The 21,948-nt window shown below is 64.4% G+C and carries 22 protein-coding genes, 2 tRNA genes and 1 pseudogene; 14 read left to right on the plus strand and 11 right to left on the minus strand.

Going from position 1 to position 21,948, the window contains the following annotated elements; genetic code table 11:
• Positions 1-64 precede the first annotated feature (64 nt).
• From SJY12_RS10785 to SJY12_RS10810, 6 genes are read right to left on the minus strand one after another with little or no spacing between them, the layout of a single operon-like run.
• A complete protein-coding gene (locus SJY12_RS10785) occupies positions 65-991 on the minus strand; it encodes a bifunctional riboflavin kinase/FAD synthetase (protein ID WP_397505341.1) in 927 nt (308 codons plus the stop codon).
• Positions 988-1,467: a dihydrofolate reductase gene (locus SJY12_RS10790; RefSeq protein WP_397505342.1), complete on the minus strand. Its 480-nt coding sequence runs from the start codon at positions 1,465-1,467 to the stop codon at positions 988-990. The genes SJY12_RS10785 and SJY12_RS10790 overlap by 4 nt, the downstream gene beginning before the upstream one ends.
• Positions 1,464-2,519, minus strand: coding sequence for a 5-(carboxyamino)imidazole ribonucleotide synthase (locus tag SJY12_RS10795; protein WP_397505343.1), 1,056 nt, complete (start codon positions 2,517-2,519; stop codon positions 1,464-1,466). The genes SJY12_RS10790 and SJY12_RS10795 overlap by 4 nt, the downstream gene beginning before the upstream one ends.
• Positions 2,519-3,013, minus strand: a complete 495-nt coding sequence (gene purE / locus SJY12_RS10800) for a 5-(carboxyamino)imidazole ribonucleotide mutase (protein WP_397505344.1) — start codon at positions 3,011-3,013, stop codon at positions 2,519-2,521. Before purE ends, SJY12_RS10795 begins: the two co-directional genes overlap by 1 nt.
• A 1-nt stretch (position 3,014) precedes the next feature.
• Entirely contained in the window at positions 3,015-3,701 is a 687-nt protein-coding gene (gene gpmA / locus SJY12_RS10805; protein ID WP_397505345.1) for a 2,3-diphosphoglycerate-dependent phosphoglycerate mutase, read from the minus strand.
• 36 nt (positions 3,702-3,737) lie between these two features.
• Positions 3,738-3,881, minus strand: a complete 144-nt coding sequence (locus SJY12_RS10810) for a hypothetical protein (protein WP_397505346.1) — start codon at positions 3,879-3,881, stop codon at positions 3,738-3,740.
• A gap of 111 nt (positions 3,882-3,992) precedes the next feature.
• On the opposite strand from SJY12_RS10810, the gene SJY12_RS10815 reads away from it, so the two are divergent.
• Positions 3,993-4,067 (plus strand) — tRNA-Thr (locus tag SJY12_RS10815).
• A 61-nt stretch (positions 4,068-4,128) separates the two neighbouring features.
• Here SJY12_RS10815 and SJY12_RS10820 read toward each other — a convergent pair.
• Complete coding sequence (locus SJY12_RS10820; RefSeq protein WP_397505347.1) at positions 4,129-5,025, minus strand: SDR family oxidoreductase; 897 nt, start codon at positions 5,023-5,025, stop codon at positions 4,129-4,131.
• A gap of 89 nt (positions 5,026-5,114) precedes the next feature.
• On the opposite strand from SJY12_RS10820, the gene SJY12_RS10825 reads away from it, so the two are divergent.
• Together SJY12_RS10825 and SJY12_RS10830 are read left to right on the plus strand one after the other, a co-directional pair.
• Positions 5,115-5,582 carry a PH domain-containing protein gene (locus tag SJY12_RS10825; protein WP_063510483.1) on the plus strand — a complete coding sequence of 156 codons (468 nt, stop codon included), beginning with the start codon at positions 5,115-5,117 and terminating at the stop codon, positions 5,580-5,582.
• Complete coding sequence (locus SJY12_RS10830; protein WP_397505348.1) at positions 5,579-7,144, plus strand: PH domain-containing protein; 1,566 nt, start codon at positions 5,579-5,581, stop codon at positions 7,142-7,144. The genes SJY12_RS10825 and SJY12_RS10830 overlap by 4 nt, the downstream gene beginning before the upstream one ends.
• Here the strand turns inward: SJY12_RS10830 and SJY12_RS10835 are convergent.
• Positions 7,141-7,437, minus strand: a complete 297-nt coding sequence (locus tag SJY12_RS10835; RefSeq protein WP_397505349.1) for a GNAT family N-acetyltransferase — start codon at positions 7,435-7,437, stop codon at positions 7,141-7,143. The two genes, SJY12_RS10830 and SJY12_RS10835, sit on opposite strands and share 4 nt — an antisense overlap.
• A gap of 53 nt (positions 7,438-7,490) precedes the next feature.
• Here SJY12_RS10835 and SJY12_RS10840 point away from each other — a divergent pair, with 53 nt between their 5' ends.
• Entirely contained in the window at positions 7,491-8,486 is a 996-nt protein-coding gene (locus SJY12_RS10840) for a threonine aldolase family protein (protein WP_397505350.1), read from the plus strand.
• Entirely contained in the window at positions 8,483-9,427 is a 945-nt protein-coding gene (locus SJY12_RS10845; protein WP_063505686.1) for a DMT family transporter, read from the plus strand. The genes SJY12_RS10840 and SJY12_RS10845 overlap by 4 nt, the downstream gene beginning before the upstream one ends.
• On the opposite strand, the gene SJY12_RS10850 is transcribed toward SJY12_RS10845, so the two are convergent.
• Positions 9,411-10,196 (minus strand): SDR family NAD(P)-dependent oxidoreductase, encoded by a 786-nt coding sequence (locus tag SJY12_RS10850; RefSeq protein WP_397505351.1) that lies wholly within the window; start codon positions 10,194-10,196, stop codon positions 9,411-9,413. The genes SJY12_RS10845 and SJY12_RS10850 overlap by 17 nt on opposite strands.
• A gap of 259 nt (positions 10,197-10,455) precedes the next feature.
• Here SJY12_RS10850 and pepN point away from each other — a divergent pair, with 259 nt between their 5' ends.
• From pepN to SJY12_RS10895, 9 genes and pseudogenes are all read left to right on the plus strand, one after another.
• Positions 10,456-13,107, plus strand: a complete 2,652-nt coding sequence (pepN, locus tag SJY12_RS10855) for an aminopeptidase N (RefSeq protein WP_397505352.1) — start codon at positions 10,456-10,458, stop codon at positions 13,105-13,107.
• Between the two features lie 4 nt (positions 13,108-13,111).
• Positions 13,112-13,774, plus strand: coding sequence for a peptidoglycan editing factor PgeF (pgeF, locus tag SJY12_RS10860; RefSeq protein WP_397505353.1), 663 nt, complete (start codon positions 13,112-13,114; stop codon positions 13,772-13,774).
• Positions 13,775-14,028: 254 nt separating this feature from the next.
• Positions 14,029-14,601, plus strand: a complete 573-nt coding sequence (petA, locus tag SJY12_RS10865) for a ubiquinol-cytochrome c reductase iron-sulfur subunit (protein ID WP_050601404.1) — start codon at positions 14,029-14,031, stop codon at positions 14,599-14,601.
• A gap of 23 nt (positions 14,602-14,624) precedes the next feature.
• Positions 14,625-15,920, plus strand: coding sequence for a cytochrome b/b6 (locus SJY12_RS10870; protein ID WP_063505355.1), 1,296 nt, complete (start codon positions 14,625-14,627; stop codon positions 15,918-15,920).
• A gap of 19 nt (positions 15,921-15,939) precedes the next feature.
• Positions 15,940-16,792 (plus strand): annotated as a pseudogene (locus SJY12_RS10875) (cytochrome c1).
• 78 nt (positions 16,793-16,870) lie between these two features.
• Positions 16,871-17,401, plus strand: a complete 531-nt coding sequence (locus SJY12_RS10880) for an adenine phosphoribosyltransferase (protein ID WP_063505356.1) — start codon at positions 16,871-16,873, stop codon at positions 17,399-17,401.
• A gap of 102 nt (positions 17,402-17,503) precedes the next feature.
• The gene (locus tag SJY12_RS10885) at positions 17,504-19,357 is read left to right on the plus strand and encodes a cation:proton antiporter (protein WP_397505354.1); all 1,854 of its coding nucleotides are present in this window, start codon (positions 17,504-17,506) and stop codon (positions 19,355-19,357) included.
• Between the two features lies 1 nt (position 19,358).
• Positions 19,359-19,976, plus strand: a complete 618-nt coding sequence (locus tag SJY12_RS10890; RefSeq protein WP_050601399.1) for an OmpA family protein — start codon at positions 19,359-19,361, stop codon at positions 19,974-19,976.
• 46 nt (positions 19,977-20,022) lie between these two features.
• Positions 20,023-20,096 (plus strand) — tRNA-Gly (locus SJY12_RS10895).
• 49 nt (positions 20,097-20,145) lie between these two features.
• Here the strand turns inward: SJY12_RS10895 and panC are convergent.
• The gene (panC, locus tag SJY12_RS10900; protein ID WP_397506698.1) at positions 20,146-20,994 is read right to left on the minus strand and encodes a pantoate--beta-alanine ligase; all 849 of its coding nucleotides are present in this window, start codon (positions 20,992-20,994) and stop codon (positions 20,146-20,148) included.
• Between the two features lie 88 nt (positions 20,995-21,082).
• A complete protein-coding gene (locus SJY12_RS10905; protein ID WP_050601398.1) occupies positions 21,083-21,856 on the minus strand; it encodes a CsgG/HfaB family protein in 774 nt (257 codons plus the stop codon).
• Positions 21,857-21,948: the final 92 nt, after the last annotated feature.

Below are 21,948 nucleotides of genomic sequence, written 5' to 3' on the forward strand. Positions count from 1 at the left end.
GAGCCGTTAGGCCAAACCCGCTCCGCAATAAAGACTTTCGTCGCGCCCGCGCGGGCGTGACGGGTCAGCCGAACAGCCGACGCGCCTCGTCACAGTCCTTCTCCATCTGCGCGACCAGCGCATCGAGGCTGTCGAACTTGGCCTCGCCGCGCAGGAAATGGTGGAAGGCCACCTCGATCTCCTGCCCGTAGAGATCGCCGGAGAAATCGAAGAAATAGGGCTCGAGCAATTCCTTGGGCGGATCGAATTGCGGGCGCACGCCGATATTGGCCGCACCCTCCAACTCCTGCCCGGTGGCGAGCACGCGGCCCGTGACGGCATAGATACCGTATTTGGGGCGCAGATAGTGCTCAACGGGCAGATTTGCGGTGGGATAGCCAATCTCGCGCCCGCGTTTGTCGCCATGCTGGACCACGCCGCGGATCGCGAAGGGGCGGGTCAGCAACCGTGCGGCTTCCTGCGGGTCGCCATTGCGCAGGGCGTCGCGCACGCGGCTGGACGATACCGGTGCGCCTTGGTCCATCACCGGCGGCACAGCCCGCGCGGCCATGCCGATATCCTTGCCCAGGCTGACGAGCTTGGCGAAATTGCCGCCCCGCGCCTTTCCGAAGGTAAAGTCCTCGCCGGTGACCACTCCGGCAGCGCCCAAATGGTCGCCGAGCAGCTGCTGGACGAAATCTTCCGCCGTGGTGCCCGCCAGCGCGCCATCGAAATGGAACACCAGCATCGCGGTGGCCCCCGCGGCCAAGTAGAGTTCCTGCCGCTGTTCGAGCGTGGTCAGGCGGAAAGGCGCGGCATCTGGCTTGAAGTGACGCACCGGATGCGGATCGAATGTGGCAATGATCGACGGCCGGCCTTCTTCGCGCGCCCAGCGAATCGCTTCTCCCGCCACCGCCTGGTGGCCAAGGTGGAAGCCATCAAAATTGCCCAGTGCGATGATCGCGCCGCGCAGGCTTTCGGGCAGCGTCTCGCGGTGGTCGAGAAACCTCATGCCGCGCGCTCCAGTGTCACGAAGCTGTAGGCCGGGATGTCCCCATCGGCGGCGAAATCCTCCCGCCCGCATATGGTCCATTCGGGACCCGGCGGCTTCATGAAGGTATCGCCGTCGAATTCGGCATGGATTTCGGTCAGCTCGATCCGGTCGGCATGCGCCATGAACACGTCGTATATCGCGGCGCCGCCGATTACGGCCACGTCGCCGTCACCGGCGAGCGCGAGCGCTTCCTCGACCGACCGGGCAATCTCGGCACCGCTCGTATCCCAACGTTCGCGCCGGGTCAGCACGATATGGCGGCGGCCGGGCAACAGGCCGGGCAGGCTCTCGAATGTCTTGCGACCCATGATCATCGGCTTGCCCATCGTCAGCGCCTTGAACCGCTTGAGGTCCGCAGGCAGGTGCCAGGGCAGGGCGCCATCCTTGCCGATGCACCCATTGGCGGCGCGCGCATAGATCAGGAACAGGCTCATCGCACGATACGGGTGACGTGACCCATCTTGCGTCCTGCTCGAACCTCGGCCTTGCCATAGTCGTGCAGATGGGTGTCGGCCGTGTCGAGCTGCGCGTATGCGTCCCGAATGTCGGCGCCGATGATATTGGTCATGGTAACGCTTTTCGCGACCGTGTCCGTGTCGCCGAGAGGCAGGCCGACGACCGCGCGGATGTGGTTTTCGAACTGGCTCGTGGCCGCGCCCTCGATGCTCCAGTGCCCCGAATTGTGCACGCGCGGCGCCATTTCGTTGAACACCGGGCCCGCAGCAGTGGCAAAGAATTCGAGTGTGAGGACGCCAACGTAATCGAGCGCGTCGGCAACCTGCCGCGCCAGATCCCGCGCCGGTGCGACCTGATCCGCGATCGGCTGTCCGGCGGGCAGCGCGGAAGTCGCCAGAATGCCGTCGTCATGCGTGTTGCGGGTCGAATCCCAGAACCGGATCGCCCCGTCCTGGCCGCGCACGAGGATGACCGAGAACTCGGCCTCGAATTCGACGAACGCTTCGTAGATCAATGGCAGGTCGGGCAGGTTCAGACCCTCGATATCGCGCGCCGAAGTGATCCGCCACTGACCCTTGCCGTCGTAACCATCACGGCGGGTCTTGAGAATGCCGGGCACGCCCAGTCGCTCCACCGCCCGGTCAAGATCCGCGCGCCCGTCGACGCAGGCGTGGGCAGCAGCCGTACCGCCAAGTCCCTCGACGAAGCGTTTCTCGCTCAGCCGGTCCTGCGCGGTTTCCAGCGCACGCGGATGGGGGAAGATGCGGCCCTCGGGCATGGCCTGCGCGGTGGCTACGGGGACGTTCTCGAATTCCCACGTCACCACATCGCATTGCGCGGCGAAGGCGGCGAGCGCCGCCGTATCGTCCCATTTGTTGGCGAAGACATCACCGCATACCTGTTCTGCCACGGTGTCGCCCTCAGGTGCATAGGCGATGCAGCGATAGCCGAGCTGTGCAGCGCTCATGGCCATCATCCGGCCCAGCTGGCCGCCGCCAAGAATGCCGATCGTGCCGCCGCGCTTCAGCATCAGTCGACGGGGCGCTCGGTCACCGCCGCGCTGCGCGCTGCGCGCCAGTCCTGCAGCCGCTGCGACAGGTCGGGGTCGTGGTTGGCGAGGATCGCCGCAGCAAGCAGGCCTGCATTGGTGGCCCCGGCCTTGCCGATCGCCAGCGTTCCCACCGGGACCCCGGCCGGCATCTGCACGATCGAGAGCAGGCTGTCCTCGCCCGACAGCGCCCGCGACTGGACCGGTACACCGAGCACGGGGACATGCGTAAGCGCGGCGATCATGCCGGGCAGATGCGCCGCCCCGCCGGCGCCGGCGATGATCACTTCGAAACCGTCCGCTGCCGCACGCTTGGCGAATTCATACATCCGGTCGGGCGTGCGATGCGCGGAGACGATGCGGACATCGGTGGCAACGCCAAGTTCGCCGAGCACTTCTTCGGCGCAGGTCATGGTTTCCCAATCGGACTGGCTGCCCATGACGATCGCAACCTTGGCGTTCCCCGGGGCAGTCATCTCAGCTGTCCTTCAGGTAATAGCGTTCGCCGATCACCTGCGTGCCGTCGAATTCATAGATGATCGGCTGGCCGGTGGGTATCTCGAGCCCGGTGATCTCGTCATCCGAAATGTTCGACAGGTGCTTGACCAGCGCGCGCAGCGAATTGCCATGTGCGGAAATGATCACCGTCTCGCCCTTGCCGAGCTGCGGCAGGATCGCTTCTTCCCAATAGGGCAGCACGCGTTCGATCGTGAGCTTGAGACTTTCGGTGCGCGGAACGTCGATCCCGGCGTATCGCGGATCGTCCGACAGGTCGAACTCGCTGCCTTGTTCGAGCTCGGGCGGCGGAATGTCGAAGCTGCGGCGCCAGATATGCACCTGTTCGTCGCCGTGCTTGTCGCGGGTCTCCTGCTTGTTGAGCCCGGTCAGCCCGCCATAGTGGCGTTCGTTGAGATGCCAGTCGCGCGTTACCGGGATCCACAGCCGGTCGCATGCTTCCAGCGCAAGGTTGAGCGTCTTGATCGCGCGTTTCTGAACGCTGGTGAAGGCAAGCGTCGGCAAAACGCCCTTCGCCAGCATCAATTCGCCCGCTTCGCGCGCTTCGGTCTCGCCCTTTTCGGTCAGGTCGACATCCCACCAGCCGGTAAAGCGGTTGGCGAGGTTCCACTCGCTCTGCCCGTGACGGACGAGGATCAGCTTGGACACTGGGAGCTCCCGTAATTCCCCTAGGAGCAAGGCGCGTTAGCTGCCCGCATCGTCCTTGGAAAGGGGGTGGTCGTCCGATTCGCGGATTTCGCGCGCCTGGCCCTTGCGGCGGCGCAGGTTCTCGCGAAGTTTCGCGGCGAGGCGCTCTTCGCGGCTCAACTTGTCGTCTGGGCTGTCCATGACGCAAGCTTTTGCCAATTTTGTCGCTCCGCTCAAGCGAAGGTTGACTTATGCTGCGCGTCTGCCATTAGCGCGCGCCTCCACCCCGACGGCATTTCCGGGGCGAAATGTGCTGCTGTAGCTCAGTGGTAGAGCGCACCCTTGGTAAGGGTGAGGCCGGGAGTTCAATCCTCCCCAGCAGCACCATTTCCCATATCTACGTCCCCGGTCCCGGGGGCCGCCCCCGCGTCAGGAGGCCGTCTGCGCATCATGCCGTGCGTTCGGCCTTGTCCGCGGCATTCGTCCCCTTGATCATGCTGCGCATCGCCTCCCACTGCTCGTCGCCCATGTCCTTGAGCGCGCCGTAGAAGGTTCCGCCGGTCGCCTGGTACCCGGCGCCGTCGATGGCGATGGTCTGGCCGTTGAGCCATTCGGCACCCGGTCCCATCAGGAACACCGCCAGATTGGCCAGTTCGTGCATTTCGCCGTGGCGGCCCATCGGATTGGTGTCTTCATGCGCATTGCCACCGCGACCGCCGGGTGACAGCCGCGCGCTCATCCCGTCGGTGGGAAACAGCCCCGGGGCGATCGCGTTGAAGCGCAATCCGTGGCGTCCCCATTCGACCGCCAGGCTCTGGGTCATCGCGTTGAGACCGGCCTTGCTCATCGCGCTGGGCACCACGAAGGGTCCGCCGTTCCAAATCCAGGTGGTGAGGATCGACAGGAAGCTTGCACGCCGTCCTTCGGCGATCAGCCGTTTGCCGATGTCGAGCGTGACATAGAAACTGCCCCGAAAGACGATATCGCTGATGGCGTTGAAACCGCCGACCGACAGGTCCTCGGTGCGGCTGATGAAGTTGCCCGCCGCATTGTTGACCACGCCGGTCAGGGGACCGTGGCTCCAGATCGCATCGACCATGGAATGGATCGCGTCCGGGTCGCGGATGTCACAGGCATGGCCGTGAACCGTTCCGCCGTGCCGCTGCATGAGTTCACTCGCCGTGTCGTCGAGCTTGCCCTGTCGCCGTCCGCAAATATGCACCGCGGCGCCGAGCTTGAGGAAGGCTTCGGCCATTTCGCGGCCCAGCCCGGTGCCACCCCCGGTTATCAGGATGCGCTCGCCTTCCATAAGGTCGTCGCGGAACATCAGTTTGGAAATATCCATGCCTCTCCCTTTCCCTTTTGTACGGCATAGCGCACCCGGACCGCGAAACCAGATTGAATAGCCCCACTGTATTGCCTAACTAGAACGCCATGGATGCCGCCGACGACCTCACCCCGCTCGACCCCGCCTACAAGACGCTGCTGCGCGTTCAGTTGGCGATCGCCGCGCTGATCTTGCTGGCGGCAGCCACGATCGCGGAAGTGGCCATCCCGGGATGGACCGGGGTGGTCTGGCTCCCCGCTCTGGCGGTGGCGGCCTATGCGCTGATCCGCGTACCGCTGCGGCGCTATCATGCGCGCGGCTATTCTCTCGCCGGAGAACGGTTGCGCGTGGTCCGCGGCGTGATCTTCCGCTCCGATACCGTGGTGCCCTTCGGCCGCGTCCAGCATATCGATGTCGGCCAGGGACCGCTGGAACGCGTCTTCCATCTCGCCACGCTCACGGTGCACACGGCGGGCACGCACAACGCTTCGGTTGCGCTGCCCGGGCTCAGCCATGGCGACGCGGTGGCCATGCGCGAGGAAATCCGCGCTGCGATCAGGCGCGACACGCGGTGAACGAAGAGGCCGGGAACGACGCGCTCAGAACCGATCCCCGCACCTTCGCGGTGCGCGCGATCGCGATGCTTGGTCAGCTGGTCCTGCCGATAATCGTCGGCGCTTTCGCCATCCTCGATAAAGGCGATCTGGGCGACTTGCTGCTGTATTTCGTGCCGCTGGTGCTGGTGGCGGGCGGAGGCAATCTCCTGTTCGCCTATCTGCGCTGGACCCGGCTGACCTATACTGTCGGGAACACCGATATCCGGGTGGAAAGCGGCGTTCTGTCGCGCGCGGCACGGTCCGTTCCTTACGAACGGATCCAGGACGTCAGCCTCGAGCAGAAACCGCTGCCCCGGCTGTTCGGACTGGTCGAGGTGCGTTTCGAAACCGGCGCGGGCGGTGGTGACGACCTGTCGCTCGCCTATCTGCGCGAAAGCGAGGGCGAACGCCTGCGCGAACTGGTGCGTTCGCGCCGCGAAGGGCCGGCCGCTTTTGCTGCGCCCATCGGCGAGGAAGAACTTGCCGAGGCCAACACTGCGCATCTGCTGTACGCCATGTCGCCCAGGCGGGTCGTCACTTTCGGTCTGTTCGAATTCTCGCTGGTGGTCGTCGCGGTCGCGGCAGGCGTGGCGCAGCAGTTCGATTTCCTGCTCCCCTTCGAAATCTGGGACTGGCGCGGCTGGCGCGACATTTCGGATTGGCGGGCCTGGGGCGACCAGCTTTCCGGCCCTGGCGCATGGCTCGCGGGGCTGGGGATCCACGCACAGGTCCTGGGCGCCCTGATCGCGGCCCTGGCGTTGCTTCTGATCGGCGTGGCGAGCGGAGTGGTGCGGACGGTCTTGCGCGAATGGGGGTTCCGGCTGGAACGAACCGACAAGGGTCTGCGGCGGCGGCGCGGGCTGTTGACGCGAACCGATCTGGTCATGCCGACCCACCGGATCCAGGCGCTGCGGGTGCGGACGGGAATGGTGCGGCGCCTGTTCGGCTTCCATGCGCTCAAGGCTGTCAGCCTTGCGAGCGATAGTGGATCCGCGAATCACGACGCCGTCCCCTTCGGACGGATGGATGAAATTGCGCGCGTCGTAAGCGAAACGGGGTTCGCGCTGCCCGAGGAAAGCTCCGACTGGCATCGCGGGGCACCGGCCCACCGAATCGATGCCTTCCTGTTGGGGCTGGCGGCGATGCTTGTCCTGTCCGGGATAGCCCTAGCCTTGGGGCATTGGAAGCTGGCGATCGTGCCAACCATTCTCGGTGGCGGCGCGATTGCGTTCGACCAGTTCCTTACCTGGCACTGTACTCGCCATGCGCTCGATCGTGATCGGCTCTATACGCGGCGCGGATGGCTGGCGCCCAGCATGACCATCGCCGCGCGGCATAAACTGCAATCGGTCGAGCTGGTGCAGCATCCGCTGGCCCGGCTACGCGGTTATGCCGACGTCCGCTTTGGGCTGGCCGGCGGGAATTTGCGCCTGCGCGGGCTGTCGGTGGCCGAAGCCGAGCGGGTGCGTGCGGCAGTGCTCGACAGCATGACTGCGAACGACTTTTCACAGATCGGTGAGGCCACGCCGACCGGCTGCTAGACGCGCAGCGGCTCCCATTCGGGATGCTGATCGAATTGCGCGGCGACGTAAGAGCAGCTGGGAATGATCTTGAAGCCTTCGCGCCGGGCATCGCGCACCAGCGCATCCACCAGCCGCCCGGCGATACCCTGTCCGCGAAGTTCCGGCGGTACGATTGTGTGCTCGGCATCGCGGGCATCGCCGCGCTGCGTCCATGTGAGCTTTCCGGCCGCCTCGCCCGGGCCGATGCTTACCAGATATTCGCCATGAGTGGTGTGATCGTGGCGTTCGATTACAATTTCGTCGTTTTCCATGTCCGAAAGTTTCCCTTCTGGGCAAGCAACGTTCCCCTGTCTAAGGGGTTCCGATGCTGTTTCTCTCCGACAATGCAGCCGCAGTTCACCCTGCGGTCTGGGACGCCCTCAAAGCCGCCGACGAGCCCGATTCGCCCTATGACGGCGACAGGTGGAGCGCGGCGCTGGACGACCGGTTTTCGCAGCTGTTCGGCCGCCCATGCACGGTACTCTGGGCAGGCACCGGGACCGCAGCGAACTGCCTCGCGCTCGCCACCATGGTCCCGCCCCACGGAGCGGTGGTCTGCCACGAAGAAGCGCATATCGAAATGGATGAAGGCGGTGCGCCGGGCTTTTACCTCCACGGGGCCAAGCTGATTCTGGCAGAAGGCACTGGTGCCAAGCTGACACCGGAGGCCATTCGCGCAGCGGTCGATCCGATCCGCGACGATGTCCACCAGGTTCAGCCGCATGCGATCTCGATCACGCAGCCGAGCGAATATGGCTGCGTCTACCGACCGGATGAAATCGCCGCGATCGCCGAACTGGCGCGCGAACGCGGGCTTGGCCTGCACATGGACGGCGCACGGTTCGGCAATGCGGTCGCGTTCCTCGATTGCGCGCCCGGGGACGCGGCCGGAGCGGCCGACGCGCTCAGTTTCGGTTTTATCAAGAACGGCGGAATGAGCGCCGAGGCGATCGTATTCTTCGATCAGGAGCTCGCCGATGTCGCGCGCTATCGCCGCAAGCGGGCGGGGCACCTCCAGTCGAAGGGACGCTTTCTCGCCGCGCAACTCCACGCCATGCTCGAGCGGGACGTCTGGCTGGACAATGCCCGGCACGCCAATGCCGCTGCGCAGGAGATCGCACGCGCGTGCGAAACGCGGCTGATGCATCCGGTCGAAGCCAATGAAGTGTTCGTTCGCTGCACCGCTGACGAGCGCGATGTGCTTCGCGAACAAGGCTTCGGTTTTTACGACTGGGGTACAGATGCGGCGCGCTTCGTCACGGCCTGGAACACGCGCGACGCCGCCGCCGCCGCGCTGGCACGGGCTATCGCCAGCCTATGAGCGCGCCTGCCGAGGCCGAGAGCCTGTTTACCCCTCGCAATTTCATCGCCTTCGTGATTGTCAGCCTGATCTGGGGCGGCACCTGGCTGGTCATTCGAGACCAGATCGCCAGCGTTCCGGCGAGCTGGTCGATCTCATACCGCTTCGTAATCGCCGCGCTGGGCATGTTCGCACTTGCCGCCCTGCGCCGCGAACCGCTGCTGCTGGTCCCGGGGGGGCTGCGCTGGGCGGCCTTGCTCGGCCTCTTCCAGTTCACGCTCAACTTCGCGTTCGTCTACAATGCCGAAGCCTATATCACCTCGGGCCTGGTCGCAGTGATGTTCGCCTTGCTGGTGGTGCCCAATGCCGTCCTGGGCCGGATCTTCCTGCACCAACCCATCACCGGTGCATTCGTGCTCGGGTCGCTGATTGCGGCGATCGGTGTCGCGCTGCTGTTCGCGCATGAATGGCGTTCTTCGCCGGCAACACTGCAACAGGTGCTGCTCGGGGCTGGCCTGACGGTTGGCGGCATCCTTTCGGCCAGCGCAGCCAATATCACGCAGGCAATGGAGGGCGCGAAAAAGCAGCCTTTCCTTGCGCTCCTGGCATGGGCGATGACAATCGGCGTGCTGATCAACACCGTCTTTGCGCTGGTAACGGCAGGCCCGCCCCAATTCGATCCCCGACCATCCTACACGATGGGGATCCTGTTTCTCGGCCTCGCCGGATCGGTCGTCACCTTCCCGCTTTATTACGGCCTCGTCCGCAAGGTCGGGGCGGGGAAGGCGGCTTACAGCTCGGTGATTGTCCCGGTTGTGGCCATGATCCTCTCGACGCTGTTCGAAGGGTTCGTCTGGGGACCGCTGCCGGCTGCCGGGGCAGTCGTCACGCTGGTCGGTATGGTCGTGGCCATGCGAGGCCGGGCAACCGCACCGCCGCGGCGGGCTACGCCCGAGCCATGATCGCCGCGAGCCCTTCGCGATAGGTCGGGAAGGCGGGGTCCCAGCCAAGCACGCGTTTCGCCTTGCCATTGGCGACACGCCGGTTCTCGGAGTAGAAACCGCGCGCCATCGGCGACAGCCCTGCATCCTCGATGCTTTGCAGCGGCGGCGGCGCCTGGCCCAGCAGACGGCAGGCTTCTTCGATGACGGTGTTCTGGCTCGTGGGCAGATCGTCCGCCAGATTATAGGCGCCCGCTGGTGCATTGCGGCCGATCGCAGCGATCACGCCCGCCACGATATCCGTCACGTGAACGCGGCTGAAAACCTGCCCCGGAAGATCTATGCGGTGCGCCTTGCCCTGTTCGATCCGGTCGAATGCGCTACGACCCGGGCCGTAGATGCCGGGAAGACGGAACACCCGCGCGCCGGCATCCAGCCAGCGCGAATCGCATTCCGCCCGTGCGCTGCGCCGCCCGCCGCCGGTGGGGGAAGCCTCGTCGACCCAGGCCCCCTGCGCATCACCATAGACCCCCGTCGACGACAGATAGCCCAGCCACCGGTCGCCGATCAGGTCGCCATAGCGGTCGAGCACCGGATCGCTTCCTTCGCTGGGCGGAACGCTGCTCAGGACATGGGTGGCGGCATCCACAGCCTGCGCGACGGCAGTGCGGTCGTCGAAAGCCAGATTGCCCGCGCTGCCGGTAGCATCGACATGCCAGCCCTTGCCGCGCAGCGCATCGGCGATCCGTGTCGCTGTATAGCCGAGGCCGAAGATCAGCAGGCGAGTCATGCCACGCCGTAACCAAACGCTTGCCTGGTGGACCGCGTGCAAAAGGCACTCGGAGCAGCACGGAGCGGGGCGGAAATGTCGCGGCTGATATTGGCCGCAGAAAAGAGGTCGAACACGAGGGTCATGCGAGGTCGCTGGCTGGGGCAGGCCAGCGGCGCTGTCAATCGCTGCAATCGGCGCAGCGCCTTGTGAACGCAATGTCTCGACGGACGTTGCAAGGAGTGACAGACCAAGAAGCTACGCATTCGACAGGAATTCCATGGATATCGCGCGCACTCCCGCAACCCCCGACGGCAATCCCGAAATGGCCGACGCCGCCATCCAGCCAAAGGCCCCACCCGAAATCCGCCGCGAGGATTACAAGCCCTTTCCTTGGCTGGTTCCGACCATCCGCCTGACGTTCGATCTCGCCTTGGATCAAACGCGAGTTACCGCAAGACTGGAGATCGAACGCAATCCGGCGGCTGAAGCGGCGCGGACCATCCGTCTGAACGGCGACGGGCTCCAGCTCGAATCCCTATCGTGCGACGGCAACGAAAGTACCGATTACCGGATGGATGGCGATGACCTGCTGGTGACGCTTCCGGGCGAACGCCATTCGCTCGAGATCGTCACCGTCATCGATCCGTCGGCCAATTCGCAACTGATGGGGCTGTACGCTTCGGGCGGGATGCTGTGCACGCAATGCGAAGCCGAGGGGTTCCGCCGGATCACCTTCTTCCCCGACCGGCCCGATGTGCTGAGCACCTATACCGTCCGGATGAGCGGGCCCAAGGCCCGGTTTCCGGTCCTGCTCTGCAACGGCAACCGGACGGATCAGGGCGAGGAAGGCGATACGCACTGGGCCGAATGGCACGATCCGTGGCCCAAGCCGTCCTATCTCTTCGCACTCGTCGCTGGCGATCTTGTCGCCCGCAGCGACAGCTTCACGACCATGAACGGCCGCAAGGTGGAGCTCAACGTCTATGTCCGCGACGGCGATCTCGACCGGACCGAGCACGCGATGGAAAGCCTCAAGCGCTCGATGCGCTGGGATGAGGAAGTCTTCGGGCGCGAATACGATCTCGACCTGTTCAACATCGTCGCCGTATCCGATTTCAACATGGGGGCGATGGAGAACAAGGGCCTCAACATCTTCAACACCAAATACGTCCTTGCCGACCCCGAGACCGCCACCGATGGCGATTACGACGGGATCGAAGGCGTAATCGGCCATGAGTATTTCCATAACTGGTCGGGCAATAGGGTAACCTGCCGCGACTGGTTCCAGCTGAGCCTCAAGGAAGGCTTCACGGTACTGCGCGACCAGCTGTTCAGCGCGCAAATGGGCAGCGCGCCGGTCAAGCGGATCGAGGATGTGCGCGTGTTGCGCGGTGTGCAGTTTCCCGAGGATTCGGGGCCGCTGGCTCATCCGATCCGTCCGGATTCGTATCGCGAAATCAGCAATTTCTACACTGCCACTGTCTATAACAAGGGCGCCGAGGTCATTCGCATGATGCGGACGATGGCAGGCGAGGAAGCCTTCCGCCGCGGCACTGATCTCTACTTCGAGCGCCACGATGGCGAAGCGGCGACCTGCGAGGACTTCGTTCGCGCGATGGAGGACGGCGCTGATCTGGATCTTGCGCAGTTCCGGCTATGGTACTCGCAGGCTGGGACCCCCAAGGTTGCCGCGCGGCTGACACATGAAGGCCAGACCGCCACGCTCACGCTGACGCAAACCGTACCTGCGACGCCAGGCCAGCCCGACAAGCAGCCGATGCCTATCCCGCTCAGCCTGGCGTTGTTCGACCGTGAGAGTGGCAATCACGCGGGTGAAGAACTGGTAGTGCTCGATAGCGAGACCGCACAATTTTCCTTCGACGGCTTTGCGACCAGACCCGTGCTCTCGATCAATCGCGGCTTTTCGGCGCCGGTCTCCATCGACCGTGATGTTCCGCGCGACGAACTCGTCTTCCTCGCCGCGCGCGACGACGATCCCTTCGCGCGGTACGAAGCGATGCAGGAACTGATGACAGGCTATCTTGTCGGCAGCGTCTCGGGCGAGCTCGACGATGCCGAGCGCGACGCTGCGCGCGGCGATATCGCGCAGGCGATGCGAGCAGTGATCGAGGATAGCGCGCTCGACGATCTGATGCGCGGCGAACTGATGGTCATGCCGAGCCAGGCGTACATAGCGGAACAGATGCTGATCGCCGATCCGGGCAGTATCCATGCCGCTCGCGAAGCGCTCAAGGCGGACGTAGCCACACGGCTCGCCGATCCTCTCCATGCGCTTTACGAAAGAGCCGTCCAAGTGCCCTTTGCACTCGATGCTGAGGCGAAGGGCGCGCGCAAGGTCAAGACGCTGGCGCTATCCTATGCCGCTGCCGGCGATCCGGCCACCGCATCCGGTCTTGCGGCGCGGCAATACGACCGCGCGGACAATATGACCGATCGGCAGGGCGCGCTGATGGTGCTGGCCGGGCTCGACAGTGCGGAACGCACCGGCCGGCTGCTCGACTTCTACAATCGATACCAGGGCAACGCACTGGTGATCGACAAGTGGTTCGCGCTGCAGGCCAGTTCGCTTCATCCCCACGCGATCGAGCATGTGAAGTCCTTGCGCGAACATGAGGATTTCGCGCTGCGCAATCCGAATCGCGTGCGGTCGCTCTACATGGCCTTCGCCAGCAACCCCGGCGCGTTCCATTCTGCCGATGGCGAGGGCTATCGCATGCTCGCCGATCTGATCCTCGAACTCGATCCGATCAATGCGCAAACCGCTGCCCGGTTCGTTCCCGCACTGGGGCGCTGGCGTCGGATCGAGGAAGGCCGCGCGCAGTTGATGCGCGAAGCGCTCCAGCGGATTGCCGAAGCGCCGAAGTTGTCGCGCGATACATATGAACAGGTTACCCGTTCGCTGGGCTAGTACGATGCGCGACTATCTTACGGCTTCCTCGCTGGGCGATATCCCTCATGGGTTCTCCAGCTCCGCGGGCCTTGGCGCGGACCAGGTTCTTCCCGGCGCCGCGCTTGTCCGCGTCAGGCAGGTCCATTCCGCGACGGTCGTGACCGCTTGCGATGCCTGGGAAGAGCCTCCCGAAGCCGATGCAATCGTCACGAACCGGCCTGCCCTTGCGCTGGGTATCGTTACCGCGGACTGCGCGCCGGTGCTGCTCGCCGATCCGGAGGCGCGCGTCATCGGCGCGGCGCATGCCGGGTGGCGGGGTGCGTTGGCTGGCGTGCTTGGCAACACGGTAGCCGCGATGGAGACCCTCGGCGCAAACCGCGGGGCCATCCGGGCGGCCATCGGGCCGACAATTGCCCAGGCCAGCTACGAGGTCGACGCCGCGTTTCGGGACCATTTCACGCCCGCCGATGCCCGCTTCTTCACGCCCGGCCGCGCTGGACATTGGCAGTTCAATCTCCCGGCCTATGCGGCCCAGCGCTTGCGCGAGGCAGGCGTCACCCGGATCGCCGACGTGCGACAGGATACCTACACGCAGCCAGAGCGGTTTCATTCCTATCGCCGCGCAGGGCACCGGGGCGAGGAAACGGCCGGCCGCCAGCTCAGCATCATCGCGCTTGGCCGATAGAGCCAATCGCCCGTGCCGGGCCGGAACGGGCCTCGGTTGCACGCGACTGCATAAAGCTTGCCAAAATGGCGGTTGGCAACCCGCCGCAGAGCGGCTAGAGGCGCGTCCAAACCGGGCACATATGGGGCTTTTGCGGACGCGTTATCTATGTCGTGTGCGCCGGCTTACCACCTCACCCGGTCGATAAATTCGCACAGCGCGTCTCCGGGTCCAGGCCTGGGGCGCAGGTACAAGGCAGGCAAGGCAAAGCGCTGATGGCAGACACGGCTGCAACCGCAACTCCCGAAACGGCAGGCGACACCGCCGATGGCATTCGCCGCCGCGATTTCCTCGACATCGCTGCGGTAAGCGCGGCAGGTATCGGCGGCCTAGCGGTCGTCTATCCGCTGGTTACTCAGATGGCGCCGTCGAAGGACGTGCTCGCCGCCAGCTCGACCGAGGTTGACGTTTCGGCGATCGAGCCGGGGCAGGCGATCAAGGCCGTCTTCCGCAAGCAGCCGCTGTTCATCCGCCGGCTTACCCCGGCCGAAGTCGCCGCCGCCAATGCGACGCCGGCAGGCTCGCTTCGCGATCCGGCATCGCTCGCCGATCGGACGAAGGAAGGGCATGAGGACATGCTCGTCACCATGGGTGTATGCACCCACCTCGGCTGCGTCCCGCTCGGGGCGGCCGAAGGCGAAGTGAAGGGCGAATTCGGCGGGTATTTCTGCCCCTGCCACGGTTCGCACTACGACACCGCGGGCCGTATCCGTAAGGGTCCGGCCCCGACCAACCTCGAAGTGCCGGAGTACGAGTTCACCTCGGACACCGTCATCCAGGTCGGCTGAGCTTAGAGAGAAGAGACGATACGATGAGCTTTCCCTGGGCCAAGGAATACGCCCCCACCAATGGGGTCACCAAATTCCTCGACGAGAAGTTGCCGCTGCCGCGCCTCGTTTATAACGCTGTCGGCGCAGGTTATCCGGTGCCGCGCAACCTGAGCTATTTCTGGAATTTCGGCGTCCTCGCCGGCTTCTTCCTGGTGGTGCAGATCGTCACTGGTGTGGTTCTGGCGATGCATTATGCCGCCAATGCGCAGGTCGCCTTCGCGACGACCGAGCATATCATGCGTGACGTCAACTGGGGCTGGATGATGCGCTATGCGCACGCCAATGGCGCCAGCTTCTTCTTCATCGTGATCTACCTCCACATCTTCCGCGGGCTGTTCTACAGCTCGTACAAGGCCCCGCGGGAAATGATCTGGCTGCTCGGTGTGGTCATCTTCCTGCTCATGATGGCGACCGCGTTCATGGGTTACGTCCTGCCCTGGGGCCAGATGAGCTTCTGGGGTGCCAAGGTGATCACCGGCCTGTTCGGTGCCATTCCCGTGGTCGGCGAACCGATCCAGGTGTGGCTGCTGGGCGGCTTCGCGCCCGACAATGCCGCGCTCAACCGCTTTTTCAGCCTCCACTTCCTGCTGCCCTTCGTGATTGCGGGTGTCGTCATCCTGCACATCTGGGCGCTGCACATTCCCGGTTCGTCGAATCCGACCGGTGTCGAAGTGAAAAGCGAGAGCGATACGCTCCCGTTCCATCCGTACTACACCGCGAAGGACGGCTTCGGCCTCGGCATCGCGCTGCTGCTGTTCTTTACCATGGTGTTCTTCCTGCCCAATGCGCTGGGCCACCCGGACAATTACATCGAAGCCAACCCGCTTTCGACGCCGGCGCACATCGTGCCCGAATGGTACTTCTGGCCGTTCTACGCGATCCTGCGGGCCTTCACCGTCGACTTCCTGTTCTTCCCCGCGAAGCTGCTCGGCGTGATTGCAATGTTCGGCTCGATCCTCGTGTGGTTCATCCTGCCCTGGCTCGACAAGTCGCCCGTGCGCAGCGGCCACTACCGCCCGCTGTTCCGCAAGTTCTTCTGGTTCGGCCTGATCCCCGCGATGGTCGTGCTGTTCATCTGCGGCGGTGCCCCGGCGGAAGAGCCCTATGTGATGCTCAGCCAGATCGCGACGGCGTATTACTTCCTGCACTTCCTCGTGATCCTGCCGATCGTCGGCCAGATCGAGAAGTCCGAACCGCTGCCCTATTCGATCACCGAAGCCGTCCTCGGCTCGGACAAGAAGGCGGTGCTCGGCGAAAACACCACGCCGGCCGTCTAAGCGAGTTACGAGACCAGACATGACCAAGCTTCTCAGCATCCGCCTCGTCGCCATTCTCGTCGGCCTCGGCTTCGCACTGATTGCGCTCTATTCCTTCGTCTTGGGTGCCTATGCCTGGATGACCGAAGAGCCTGCCGGGCACCTTCCCTACGAGGAACCGCGTGATATCGCCTTCTCGTTCGACGGGCCGTTCGGCAAGTGGGACATCCAGCAGCTGCAGCGCGGCTTCAAGGTTTACGACGAGGTTTGTGCGGCATGCCACAGCCTCAAGTTCGTCGCCTTCCGCGACCTCGAACAGCTTGGCTATGACGAGGGCCAGGTAAAGGCGTTCGCCGCTTCGAAGCAGGTGCCGGGTATCGATCCGAACACCGGGGAAGCGACCACGCGCCCCGGCCTTCCGACCGACTACTTCCCCGATCCCTATCCCAACAATGTTGCGGCTGCGGCGGCGAACAACAACGCCATCCCGCCCGACCTGTCGCTGATGACCAAGGCGCGCGGCAACGGCGTGAACTACGTGGCTTCGCTGCTTTCGGGCTATTCCGAGCCGACGGCGGAACTGCTCGCTGAGCATCCCGAAGCCGCTCCGGGACCGGGTCTCTATCACAACCCCTATTTCCCGAACCTCAACCTCGCGATGGCTCCGCCGCTGACCACCACGGGCCAGGTCACCTATGACGACGGGACCGAGGCGACGGTGGAACAGAATGTCGACCGATGTCGCGGCCTTCCTCGCCTGGACCGCAGAACCGACCATGGTCCAGCGCAAGCAGACCGGCTGGCCGGTGTTGATTTTCCTGCTCTTCGCTACGGTTCTGGCCTATCTGTCGAAACAGCAGATCTGGGCAGCGGCAAAGCCCAAGAAAGACTGAACCCATTCGGTCTGACGATTTTCGCGCCCCTTGCATCCTGGTGATGCGAGGGGCGTTTCAATTCCGGGGAGGTAGGCCATGACGCCTGACGAAATCAAAGCACTTGTCCGCACGATTCCGGACTTCCCCAAGACGGGTATCCAGTTTCGCGACATCACCACGCTTCTCGGTCATGGCCGCGGTTTTGCTGCAACGGTCGAGTGGCTGACGCAGGCGGTTGCGGGCGCTGAAGCGATTGCAGGCATGGAAGCGCGCGGCTTTATCTTCGGTGCAGCGGTGGCTGCCCGGCTCGAGTTGCCCTTCCTGCCGATCCGCAAGCCGGGTAAATTGCCCTGCGAAGTGATTGGCGTCGAATACGAACTGGAATACGGGCTCGACCGCTTGGAAATGGATCCCGCCGCGGTCGGCGCAGGCCAGCATGTGGCGATCGTCGACGACCTGCTCGCGACCGGGGGCACCGCGGTCGCCGCTACCGAACTGCTCCGCAAGGCCGGTGCGCGTGTCGATCGCGCTGCATTCGTGATCGACCTGCCCGATCTGGGCGGCAATGCGCGCTTGGCCAGCCAGTCGCTCGATGTCCGCGCCTTGATGGCCTTCGATGGCGACTAAGCGTTTCGCGCAGGACTGGATATATTCTGTCCATCGGGCATTAAGGGTACTCGCGCGTTGCGGCGCACCGGTCGGCGGACAGCCGCGCAGCCAGAGAGACCCATGGAACAATCACTAGTCATCGCGATGGTCGGCATGCTGGGCATAGGTGCCCAATGGCTGGCCTGGCGGACGGGCTGGCCGGCCATCGTCCTGATGCTTGCGGCGGGCTTCCTGGCGGGTCCGGTGCTCGGCCTGTTCGATCCCGAACATGCATTCGGCAACCTGCTCGATCCGATGATCGCTATCGGGGTCGCGCTCATCCTGTTCGAAGGCGGGCTCAGCCTCGATTTTCGTGAGCTGCGCCATGCAGGCGAAGGGGTTTGGCGGCTGGTCTTGCTGGGCGGGCCGATCGCATGGGTGCTCGGTGCATTCGCTGCGCACTCGATCGGCGGTCTCGAATGGCCGGTGGCGATCCTGTTCGCCGGCATCCTGGTAGTCACCGGGCCGACGGTGGTGATGCCGCTGCTGCGCCAATCGTCGGTCAAGGCACGGCCCGCAGCGATCCTCAAGTGGGAAGCCATCGTCAACGACCCCATCGGCGCGCTCTTCGCAGTGGTGTCCTACGAATATTTTCGCGCGGTTACCGAATCGCCTGGTGCCAGCCTGTTCGAAGTCGTCCCGCCGCTGATCATCGCCGCCATCATCGCAGGTCTGATCGGCTATGTTGCGGCCGCGGCGATCGCCTGGGCATTTCCGCGCGGGGCCATTCCCGAATATCTCAAGGTGCCCGTGCTGCTTACCTCGGTCATCGTGGTGTTTGTGCTGTCCAACCAGATCGAGCACGAAGCCGGGCTGGTCGCGGTGACCGTGATGGGCATCGCGCTGGCGAACATGAACGTTTCGTCCCTGCGCAGCATTCATCCGTTCAAGCAGAACATCGCGGTAATCCTTATCGCCGGCATATTCGTCCTGCTTTCGGCCAGCCTCGAATTCGAGGAACTGGCTTATCTCAACTGGAACTTCGGTCTGTTCCTGCTCGCGCTGTTGTTCCTCGTTCGACCCGCAACCATCCTGCTGAGCCTGCTCGGCAGTTCGGTCCCGTGGAACGAACGGCTGTTCCTTTCCTGGATCGCACCGCGCGGTATCGTGCTGGTGGCCATCTCCGGCCTGTTCGCGCTCCGGCTCGAGGATATCGGCTATGACGGTACGGCACTGATCGGGCTCAGCTTCGCGGTGGTGGTCGCCACCATTGTGGCGCACGGTTTCACGATCGATCTCGTCGCGCGCCTGCTCAATCTCAAGGGCAGTAACCGCCCGGGCGTGCTCATCGTAGGGAGCACGCCGTGGACGATCTCGCTTGCGCTTATGATGCAGGAACTCAAGGCGCCCGTGATGGTCGTCGACTCGAGCTGGCAGCGGCTCGCGCTCGCTCGCCAGAAGGGGCTGCCTTTCTACCATGGGGAAATCCTTAATGAGGCGACCGAGCACAATCTCGACCTGACCCCCTATTCAGTGCTGGTGGCGGCAACCGAAAACGAGGCGTACAACGCGCTCGTCTGCAATGAATTCGCTTATGAGATCGGACGCGATACGGTTTTCCAGCTCGGTGATGCGATCGACGACGAGGACCGCCACGCGCTGCCGAGCGGCATCCGCGGCCGCGCCTTGTTCGAAAGCGGCTTCGGCGTCGAAGACGTAAACGAACGGCTCGCGCGGGGCTGGGTGTTCCGCAAGACCAAGCTCTCGGAAGAATTCACCTTTGCCGCGGCGCAGGATCGCTTGCCCGATGCCGCCGCCATGCTGCTGCTGGTGCGCGACAACGGCACGCTGCGCTTCTTCACGCATGCCGCGCGGCCCGAGCCACGGGCAGGCGACGTGATCGTCAGTTTCGCGCCTCCGCAGGAACGCAGCGCTCAGGATGCGGCTGCCAAACGCGATCGCAAACGCAACAAGACCGCCGAACAGGGGGCATGAGATGAAGCACCGTTCCACTCTGACACTGGCGGCCGCCATGGCGGCTACGATGCTTGCAGGCTGCAAGGATGATCAGCCGCAGCCGCCCTCCGATGCCGACGCGCCGCCCGAAAAGCGCTCGATCTTCCGGCCCGAGTTCCAGGTCGAGCCAATCGAGAGTTTCGAGCCCAGCGGGTCGCTCGAAACCACTGTGGAGTTCCCCGACGGCACCGAGCTGACCGAAGAAGGCCGCGCAGCGCTCGCCACAGTGCTTGCGTCGCCGCAGAACGAGGAAGGCGGGCTGATCTATCTGCGCGGCCACACCGACAGCGGTGGCAGCGACGAGGCGAATATGCGGGCATCGCTCGCCCGGGCCGAGGCGGTGCGCGACTGGCTGGTCGAAAACGGCGTCGCCGAAGACCGGATCCGCACAATCGCCTTCGGCGAGCAGAACCCCATCGCCCCGAATGCCCGCCCGGACGGTACGCCCGACGAAGACGGCCGTGCGGCCAACCGGCGCGTCGAAATCGAGGTCCTCACGCGCGAACCGCCGACGATCGAGGATGAGCCGACACTGGCCGAAACGCTGGCATCCTCCGCAGAAGAAGAACGCGGTGAAAGCAGCGATACGTCACAATAGCGTGTTGACGCCGAAGCCGCTTCGATGGCATTGGCGCCGCATCCGAGCGGGTATAGCATAGTGGTAATGCTCCAGCCTTCCAAGCTGGCTAGAGGGGTTCGATTCCCCTTACCCGCTCCATCTTTCCTCCGCTTCTACCACTGCTCCGGGACAGCTTCCGGGAGCGCGGTCACGTCAGCCGCATATTGTCGATCAGCCGGGTCCCGCCGATCCGTGCGGCCACAAACAGCCGGCTGTCTGCCATAGCGCTATCGGCGGGGCCAAGATCGTCGCCGCGGCGTAGTTCGGCATAGTCGATACTGCCAAAGCCCGCGCTGGTCAGTTCCCCCCGCAGGTCATCGAGCACGGTGTTGGTCGGTTCGCCCTGTATAAGGCGGGCGATCGCCTGCTTCATGCTGCGTGGCAGTGCCGCAGCGGCAGAGCGCTGGTCGGACGTGAGATAGGCATTGCGGCTCGACAAAGCGAGACCATCGGCCTCGCGGACGATAGCAACACCGTGAATCGCATCGACATGCGGCCGCGTAAGATCGAGGTCGCGCGCCATCCTGCGAATTACTGCCAACTGCTGCCAGTCCTTTTCGCCAAAGAATGCCATGTCCGGGCGAACCTGGTTGAACAGTTTGCAGACGACCGTGGCCACGCCGTCGAAATGCCCGGGGCGATCGCCGCCGCACAGGCCCTCGCTGACGCCCGCGACCGAGATGTTGGTGGCATAGCCCGCAGGATAGACGATGTCGGGAGCAGGCGCCCATAGCAGCGCCACGCCTTCCGTTTCGAGCAATGCGGCGTCCCGTGCGAGCTGCCGCGGGTATGCATCGAGATCTTCGTTTGCGCCAAACTGGCGCGGATTGACGAAGATGGAGACCGCCACATGATCCGCCTTGGCCCGGGCGGCCCTGACCAGGGTCAGATGCCCCTCGTGCAGCGCGCCCATGGTGGGGACCAGCGCAATCGTGCCGCTACCGCCCAGTCTATCGGTGGCAGCCCGCAGGTCATCGAGCGTGTGGACGGTAAGCAGCATTCGTCTCCCGAAAGAAAGGCAATGGAATCGAAAGGGGCGGAGCGACCTGTGCCGTTCCGCCCCTCGCGTGGCAAGATCGCCGATGTCAGCGTGCGATTGGTGCCGCGGCAGCCGCATCGGTCGGCAGGCCGCCCAACTGGGTCACCAGATCGGTATAGGCATTGAGGTAGGCCAGCACGATGATCTGTCCGATCGCCGTGTTCTCATACCCGCCGAAGCCCCCTGCAGCGCCGCCCCCGCCGCCGAACAAGCCGCCCCCGGCAGCCCAGCCGAGGTCCTTCTTGCGAAAATAGCCTTCGACCAGCGCTTCCTCGACCGTGGTTCGGGCATTCACCAGCGACAGGACGACATTGGCTTCCCCTTTCTTGACGCGAATTCCGCCCACCAGTGCGCCGGCTGTGCGGCCGAACAGGCCGCCGACCACTCCACCGAGCACTCCGCCCCCGCCGCCCGAATTGCTGTTCGCGCTGACGATGTCGGGTTGGAGGAAGTAATCGGCTGTGCGGACCTGGCCCAGGCCGACATTCTGCCCGTCCTGCAATTCGCCCTGTTCCTCCAGCGCGCGTTCCATGGCGCGGCTGCGCATTGCCCGGCCGCGGCTGACCATGGTAAAACAGCCAGAGCGTTGGACAAACACCCGGATGATCTGTTCGGGGCTGCCGAGATTGAGCTCGCGCCACCACTTGTCGTCGGGTTCGACCACGGCAATCGTCCCAAGGTTTTGCGAGCAGCGCGGAATTTCCATGCTCGCCCGCTCCTGCGCCTTGCGGCCCGAGGAGCGCCCCTGCGCAACTACGGGTTCGGCAGCCATGCCGGTCACGCAGAAGAGAGCGAGTGCGGTGTAGATCAGTTTTTTCATATCCTGGGGTTCCTCTAGAATGAGCGTTCGCGGCTGCCGGCTTTGGCCGGTTCTCGCCGGTCTACTGCGACCCAGGCGGCCGCGATTCTAGC

Source organism: Qipengyuania sp. R86523, from assembly GCF_044596365.1.
GTDB classification, from domain to species: Bacteria; Pseudomonadota; Alphaproteobacteria; order Sphingomonadales; family Sphingomonadaceae; genus Qipengyuania; species Qipengyuania citrea.